Below are 6,992 nucleotides of genomic sequence, written 5' to 3' on the forward strand. Positions count from 1 at the left end.
CGCAGAGTTACGGTGGTTATAGCGCCAGGGAAACGCCCGGTCCCATTCCGAACCCGGAAGCTAAGCCTGGTAGCGCCGATGGTACTGCAGTCGAAGGATTGTGGGAGAGTAGGACGCCGCCGAACACCCCTTCCGTAGGGCCCGTTAGGATAGCCAGTTGGCTCCCTAGCGGGCCCTACGTGTTTCTACGATCTTTCATAGTGGCAGGAGGCCAGGTGTCCGAGTTCGGTCGACGTGACTCACAGGATGATGCCGCGTCCAACCGGTCGGGTCGCCGGGACGAAAGTCCCCGCGGAGGCCGGTCTGACGCACCAAGGAGTACCGCCGGCGGGAAGCAGGACCGGGGCGGCCGCGATGGCGGCTACCAGGGTCGGCCCCGCCGGGATGACCAGGGCGCACGCGGTACGGGCGGGTCCGGCGGGAAGCCGCCGTTCCGTGGTGGCGACGCCTCCCGTGAGCGCGATCAGCGAGGCGGGAGCCGGTTCGGCGGGCAGTCCCGCGACTCTTCGTCCCAGCGTCCGCGGTCCGGTGACGACCGTCGTGGCGGCGCGCCCTCGGGTGGCCGCAGTGACGATCGCGGCGGTTACCGGCCTGCCGAGGGTCGCTCCTCGAAGCCGTTCGACAACCGGTTCGAAAACCGTTCGGACAACCGCTCCGGTGGTCGTTCCGACAACCGGTCCGGCGGTGGCGGCTACGACAAGCGCCCGGACAACCGTTCCGGCGGCGGGAGTTACGACAAGCGTCCCGACAACCGTTCCGGCGGCGGGAGTTACGACAAGCGTCCCGACACCCGTTCCGGTGGCGGGAGTTACGACAAGCGTCCGGACACCCGTTCCGGCGGGTTCGTGAACCGTGCCGACCGGCGTGCCGAGGGCAACACCTCCGGTGGACGTCCGAGCGGTCGGTACGAAGGACGTCCCGAGGGCAAGTCCGGCCAAACCGGCCGTAGCTCGGGCGCGCCCCGGACCGGCGGTTATGCCGGGGGCCGTAGTGACGACCGTCGTGGCGGCGGCACCGGTGACGCGGGTCGTGACGACCGCCGTTCCGGTGGCTACACCGGCGATCGCGCCAAGGGCCGTGACGACGACCGGCGCGGCGGTTTTCGCCCGTCCGGCGACCGTCCCGACACCCGCCCGGACCGGCGTTCCGACGACCGGTCTGACAGCCGTCCGGAGAAGCGGTACGACAACCGCTCGGACTCCCGTCCCGCCAGCGGCGGCTATGACAAGCGTCCCGATACCAGGTCCGGTGGGGGCAGCTATGACAAGCGTCCTGATACCCGTTCGGGCGGCGGCAGCTACGACAAGCGTCCTGACTCGCGTTCGGGTGGCGGCAGCTACGACAAGCGTCCTGACTCGCGTTCGGGTGGGGGTAGCTACGACAAGCGTCCGGACACCCGTTCGGGTGGTGGTGGCTACGACAAGCGCCCCGACAACCGGTCCGGCGGGGGCGGTTACGACAAGCGTCCCGACTCCCGTTCCGGTGACAGTAGCTACCAGAAGAGCTACGAGAAGCGGTCCGACAACCGGTCCGCTGGCGGCTATGACAAGCGTCCCGACTCCGGGTCTGACAACAGGTCCGAAAACAGGTCCGAAAACAGGTCCGACAGCAGGCCGGACAGCAAGCCGGACAGCAGGTCGGACACCAGGTCCGACTCGCGGTCGGAGTCCCGGCCCGATCATCGTTCGGGTGACCGGCCGGAGAAGCGGTACGACAAGCGTCCCGAGCGTTCCGATTCGCGGGGCGGTTACGAGCGCAAGGAACGGGCGCCGCATGAGCGTGAGGACCGCAAGGGCTTCCCGCCCCGCGCTCCGCGCGCCGAGGCGCACATCGACGACCAGACGCTGGCCAGGGAGCTTCTCGAAGCCCCTGAGCTGCCCGAAGGCATCGAGTTTTCCGACCTCGACCAGGACGCTCGCACCGAGCTCCGCACCCTGCCCAAGGGGCTCGCGGAGACCGTCGGCAAGCACCTCGTCGCGGCAGGCGGCCTGATCGACACCGATCCCGAGGCCGCGCTCGCCCACGCCAGGTACGCGAAGGCCAAGGCCTCCCGCGTGCCGATCGTGCGGGAGGCGCTCGGCCTGGTGGCCTACCACGCCGGGAACTGGGCCGACGCCCTGTCCGAGCTGCGGGCCGTTCGGCGGATGACCAGGACCGACGACCACATCGCGATCATCGCCGACGCGGAGCGGGCGATCGGGCGTCCCGAGCGTGCGCTCGACCTGGCGAAGGAGGTCGACACCAGCAAGCTGGCGAAGGCCATCCAGATCGAGCTCGCCATCGTCGCCGCCGGTGCCCGCCGGGACCTCGGCCAGCTGGAGGCCGCCGTGGTCTCCCTGCAGGGCCCGGACCTCAAGGAAGGCAAGAAGGACCCGTGGAGCGCGCGGTTGTTCTACGCCTACGCCGACAACCTCGTCGCCGCGGACCGCAAGGACGAAGCCATCCAGTGGTTCATGCACGCGGCCGAGGCCGACGAGAACGACGAGACGGACGCCGCCGAGCGTGCTTCGGAGCTCGCCGATGAGTGATGCACTGCTGGCGGCCTACGACGCGGTCCTGTTCGACCTCGACGGCACGGTCTACAACGGTGTGAAGGTGGTTCCGGGCGCCCCGGAGACGCTGCGGGCGGTCCGGGAGCACGGCACCGCCGTCCGGTTCGTCACCAACAACGCCTCCAAGGCACCCCAGGACGTCGTGGCGCACCTCGTGGAGCTCGGCATGGCCGCCGAGCCCCACGAGGTACACACGAGCGCCCAGGCGGCTGTCGTCCTGCTGCGTGAGCGGCTCGACGCGGGTGCCGAGGTGCTCGTCGTCGGTGCCGAGTCGCTGGCCGACGAGGTCGCTTCCGCCGGTCTCCGTCCCGTCCGTGAGGCGGGCGAGAACGTCGCGGCCGTCGTTCAGGGGCACTCGCCGGACAATGGCTGGAAGCAGCTGGCGGAGGCGTGCCTGGCGATCCGTGCCGGTGCGCTCTGGGTGGCCTGCAACGTCGACGCGACGCTGCCTTCGGAGCGTGGCCTGCTGCCGGGGAACGGGTCGATGGTCGCCGCGCTGCGGACGGCGACCGGCGTCGAACCGCTCGTGGCGGGTAAGCCCGAGCCGCTGCTGTTCACCACGGCCGCGAAGTCGGCGGGCTCCGAACGGCCACTGGTCGTCGGGGACCGGCTCGACACGGACATCGCGGGCGCGGTGGCGGCGGACGTCGACGTGCTGGCCGTGCTGAGCGGGGTCGCCACCCCGGCGACGCTGCTCACGGCCATCCCGGCGGAGCGGCCCAAGTACCTCGCGGCCGATCTGACCGCGTTGACCCAGGCCGCCGACCAGCTCGTGATCGGCCCCCGGGCCGCTTGGCTGGTCGACGTGCTCGACGGTGAGCTCGTCGTCTCCGGCGCCGGGACCCCGGACCCTCTCGACCTGCTTCGCGCGCTGTGCGGGCCCGCCTGGGAGTCCGGAACGAGCAAGGTGCGTGCGGACGGCGAAGCCGCTTACGCCGCGCTGGCCGAGCTCGGCCTGGCCTGAGCCGACAGCGCTGGAGTCACCAGCGGGCGCGCCGCGGGATCGGCTAACTTGGTGTGGTGGATTATCACCCGAACCCCGTCCCGCGGCCGCCCGTCCCAGGTCCGCCCGTGCTGCCTGTCGGCGTCGAGCAGCTCGAGCCGCAGCAGACCGATCCACGGGCCGGTATCGACGAGGCCGTTTCCGGGCTCGACCAGCTCGACGCGGTGCCGCTCTCGGAGCACGTGGAGCGGTTCGACGCCGTCCACACGGAGCTGACCGTCGCGCTGTCCAGCATCGACAAGGTCTGACCGGGTGCCGAGAAGGGCCCGCTTGGACGCGGAGCTGGTACGCCGCGGCCTCGCCCGGTCGCGTGAACAAGCTTCGGCACTGATCACCGAGGGCAAGGTCAGCGTGCGCGGTATGGTCGCGAGCAAACCGGCGACCGGCGTGGAGACCGACGCGCCGATCGTGGTGCGGGACAACGACGACCCCGGCTGGGCTTCGCGCGGGGCGCACAAACTGCTGGGCGCCCTGGCGGCTTTCGGGCCCGCCGGTCTCACCGTCGAGGGTAAGCGCTGTCTGGACGCGGGTGCGTCGACAGGCGGCTTCACCGATGTCCTGCTGCGTAACGGCGCGACCACCGTCGTCGCGGCCGACGTCGGCCGCGGGCTGCTGGACTGGCGCCTGCGCACGGACGAGCGCGTCGTGGTGCTGGACAAGACGAACGTCCGCTCGGTCACCCCCGAGGCACTGGGCGGCCAGGTCGACCTCGTGGTCGGCGACCTCTCCTTCATCTCGCTCAAACTCGTCCTGCCCGCGCTGGTCGCGTGTGCCCGCGAGGGTGCAGACCTGGTGCCGATGGTCAAACCGCAGTTCGAGGTCGGCAAGGACCGGCTCGGCAGCGGCGGGGTCGTCCGGGATCCAGGACTCCGCGCGGAATCGGTGCTCGCAGTGCTCGCCGAGGCCGCCAAACTGGGGCTGAGCCTGCACGGCGTGGTCGCGAGTCCGTTGCCGGGCCCGTCCGGCAACGTCGAATACTTCGTCTGGCTGAAGCGGGAAAATGACGCCGGGCTGGACACCGTGGACGCCGAAGAGCTGGTCCATACCGCCGTCGGAGAGGGTCCGCAGTGAGTGAACGCGAAGTCCTGCTGGTCGTGCACCCGGACCGGGAAACGACCAGGGAGGCCGCCCGTGAGGTGTCCGCCCGGTTCGCCAAGGCCGGGATCCGGCTGCGGGTGCTCGACGAGGACGTCCGCGAGCTGCTGGAGGCCGACGGGGGCGTGGGCGCGGACTGCACCGTGGTCGGCCAGGACGGCGATCCGGCGGCAGGCGCCGAGCTCGTGTTCGTCCTCGGTGGCGACGGCACGCTCCTGCGGGCGGCGGAGCTGGCGAGGCCGGCCAGGGTGCCGGTGCTCGGGGTGAACCTCGGCCGGGTCGGGTTTCTCGCGGAGGCCGATTCCGACGCGCTCTCGGACACCGTGCAGCGCGTGGTCGACGGCGACTACCGCGTCGAAGAGCGGATGACCGTGGACGTCACGGTCAGCGTGGACGGCGTCGAGGTGGCCAGTACCTGGGCGTTGAACGAGGCCAGCGTCGAAAAGAGTTCGCGGGAGCGGGTGCTGGACGCGCTGATCGAGGTCGACGGCAGGCCCGTGTCCTCGTTCGGCTGTGACGGCGTGCTGTGCGCGACCCCGACGGGCTCGACGGCGTACGCGTTCTCCGCGGGCGGGCCCATCATCTGGCCCGAGGTCGAGGCGCTGCTGGTCGTGCCGAGCAACGCGCACGCGATGTTCGCGCGGCCGCTGGTCGTTTCGCGCGACTCCGTGATCACCGTGCACATCGACCCCGACGGCTCGCCCGCGGTGCTGACCTGCGACGGCGCCCGTCATTTCGCGCTGCCGCGGGGCGCGAGCGTGCGTGTGGTGTGCGGCAAGGTGCCGGTCCGGCTCGTGCGGCTCTGGGACGGCCCGTTCACCGACCGGCTGGTCCACAAGTTCTCGCTGCCGGTGAAGAGCTGGCGGCAGCGCCATGCCAGGGGAGGGTCCTCTCCCGCGTGAGATGAACGGACCGTTCATGGCATTTTTTGCCAGGAAAGGTCCGTTCATGGCGGTTGAGTGCGCGCCTTGTCGGACCGTGCCGCTACGGTGGGCGTCGTGCTGGCCGAGATGCGCATCCAGGGCCTCGGAGTGATCGAGGACGCCCTGCTGGAACTGCACCCGGGCTTCACCGTGGTCACTGGTGAGACGGGTGCGGGTAAGACGATGGTCGTGAGCGGGTTGCACCTGCTCTCGGGTGGTCGTGCGGAAGTGTCGAAGGTACGGACGGGAATGCTCAAGGCCTTCGTGGAGGGCCGGTTCGAACTGGGCGGCGCCGAGCAGGCGACCCGGATCGTCACCGACGCCGGAGCCGAGATCGACGAGGACGGCAGTGTGATCGCGCTGCGCGCGGTCGCGGTCGACGGCCGGTCCCGTGCGCACCTGGGTGGCCGGTCGGTGCCGGTCGGGGTGCTCGCGGACCTGTCGGAGCAGCTGATCGCCGTCCACGGGCAGAACGATCAGCTCCGGCTGCTGCGGCCCGCCGAGCAGCGAGCGGTCATCGACCGGTTCGCCGCGGAGTCCGTGGCCGAGCCGCTCGCCGAGTACCGCGCCGTGCGCGAGGAGTGGCAGGCCGTCGTGGCCGAGCTCGCCGAGCGGACAGGCCGGTCGCGTGAGATGGCCCAGCAGGCGGATCTGCTGCGTCACGGCCTCGACGAGATCGACGGGGTGGCCCCGCTGCCGGGTGAGGACACCGAGCTCACCGAGCAGATCAAGCGCCTCGCCGCGGTCGACGAGCTGCGCGCGACGGCGGGCGCCGCGCATGACGTGGTGTCCGGTTCCGCCGACGGCGATCCGGATGTCCCGGGCGCGCTGGGGCTGATCGCCGAGGCCACCCGGCAGATCGCCGGGTCAGAGGACCCGGTGCTGCGCAACCTCAAGCCCCGCCTTGACGAGGCTTCGGTGCTGCTGTCCGACGTCGGCACCGAGCTCGGCGGCTACCTGGAGACCCTGGAGGCCGATCCCGAGCAGCTGCAGAAGTCTCTCGCGCGCCAGGCCGACCTCAAACGGCTCACCCGCAAGTACGCCGCCGACGTCGAGGGCGTGCTCGCCTGGGCAGAGGACGCCCGCCGCCGGATGTCCACGATGGACACTTCGGAGGAGGCCCTCGCGGAGCTGGCTTCCCGGCGTGACGAGCTGGCCGTCCGGCTGGCCGAACACGCGTCGATCGTTTCCTCCGCACGCGCCAAGGCCGCCGCCGAGCTGGCCGAGGAGATCACCGCCGAGATGGCGGGCCTGGCCATGGGACAGGCCCAGATCGAGGTCACCGTCGAGCAGCGCCAGGTCGAGGAGAGCGACTCGCAGGCCTTGAAGGTCGACGGCAGGCTGGTGCACGCGGGCGCGGACGGGGTCGACGAGGTCGAACTCCTGCTGCGCGCGCACAAGGGCGCCCCGCCGCTGCCG

General features: G+C 71.0%; 6 protein-coding genes and 1 rRNA gene. All 7 read left to right on the plus strand.

The annotated features are described in order from the left end of the window. Positions 1-8 precede the first annotated feature (8 nt). A 5S ribosomal RNA gene (gene rrf / locus QMK34_RS25625) occupies positions 9-125 on the plus strand. Between the two features lie 90 nt (positions 126-215). Next, on the plus strand, positions 216-2,528 hold the full coding sequence (locus tag QMK34_RS25630) for a hypothetical protein (RefSeq protein ID WP_326416915.1): 2,313 nt from the start codon (positions 216-218) through the stop codon (positions 2,526-2,528). Beyond that, positions 2,521-3,516, plus strand: coding sequence for an HAD-IIA family hydrolase (locus tag QMK34_RS25635; protein ID WP_326416917.1), 996 nt, complete (start codon positions 2,521-2,523; stop codon positions 3,514-3,516). The genes QMK34_RS25630 and QMK34_RS25635 overlap by 8 nt, the downstream gene beginning before the upstream one ends. 56 nt (positions 3,517-3,572) lie before the next feature. Continuing rightward, entirely contained in the window at positions 3,573-3,803 is a 231-nt protein-coding gene (locus QMK34_RS25640; RefSeq protein WP_442785216.1) for a hypothetical protein, read from the plus strand. A 4-nt stretch (positions 3,804-3,807) separates the two neighbouring features. Beyond that, entirely contained in the window at positions 3,808-4,626 is an 819-nt protein-coding gene (locus QMK34_RS25645; RefSeq protein WP_326416919.1) for a TlyA family RNA methyltransferase, read from the plus strand. Beyond that, positions 4,623-5,552, plus strand: coding sequence for an NAD kinase (locus QMK34_RS25650; RefSeq protein ID WP_326416920.1), 930 nt, complete (start codon positions 4,623-4,625; stop codon positions 5,550-5,552). The genes QMK34_RS25645 and QMK34_RS25650 overlap by 4 nt, the downstream gene beginning before the upstream one ends. A gap of 96 nt (positions 5,553-5,648) precedes the next feature. Next, the coding region (locus tag QMK34_RS25655; RefSeq protein ID WP_326416977.1) for an AAA family ATPase at positions 5,649-6,992 on the plus strand (1,344 nt) is incomplete at its 3' end.

Origin of the sequence: Amycolatopsis sp. H20-H5, from assembly GCF_035828755.1 — a bacterium.
Lineage (GTDB): Bacteria > Actinomycetota > Actinomycetes > Mycobacteriales > Pseudonocardiaceae > Amycolatopsis.